We start from the raw sequence: 666 nt of genomic DNA on the forward strand, positions 1-666 counted from the left end.
AAACGTCTTCGATCGGCATCAGGAACGGCTGATCAATGGCACGCTCCGGATCCGGAATGTAGGCGTCCAGGGCTTCTACCAGCTTCTTGACAGCGGTGGTGCCCATTTCGTTGTCGTCCTTACCTTCCAGCGCCATCAGCGCGGAACCGGTAACGATCGGCGTGTCGTCGCCCGGGAAGTCGTACTGCTCAAGCAGTTCGCGAACTTCCATCTCGACCAGCTCAAGCAGCTCCTCGTCATCGACCATGTCCGCCTTGTTCAGGAACACAACGATGAAAGGTACGCCTACCTGGCGGGACAGCAGGATGTGCTCGCGAGTCTGCGGCATGGGGCCGTCAGCTGCGGAGCAAACCAGGATAGCGCCGTCCATCTGGGCCGCACCGGTGATCATGTTCTTCACATAATCAGCGTGGCCCGGGCAGTCTACGTGTGCGTAGTGACGTGCCGGTGAATCATACTCAACGTGGGACGTCGCGATCGTGATGCCACGAGCCTTCTCTTCCGGTGCGTTGTCGATCGAATCGAATGCACTCGCAGAACCTGTCCCCCACACTTCGTGACACACACGAGTCAGCGCGGCTGTCAACGTGGTCTTGCCATGGTCTACGTGACCAATGGTGCCCACGTTTACGTGTGGCTTGTTACGTTCAAATTTTGCTTTAGACA

Annotated in this window: 1 protein-coding gene; it reads right to left on the minus strand. The window is 57.7% G+C overall.

Going from position 1 to position 666, the window contains the following annotated elements; all coding sequences use genetic code 11:
• Positions 1-666, minus strand: a 666-nt coding sequence (locus DIT71_RS17680; protein WP_227538205.1) for a GTP-binding protein, incomplete at both ends; no start/stop codon positions are given.

Source organism: Marinobacter vulgaris (genome assembly GCF_003344045.1).
In the GTDB taxonomy this organism is placed as follows: Bacteria; Pseudomonadota; Gammaproteobacteria; order Pseudomonadales; family Oleiphilaceae; genus Marinobacter; species Marinobacter vulgaris.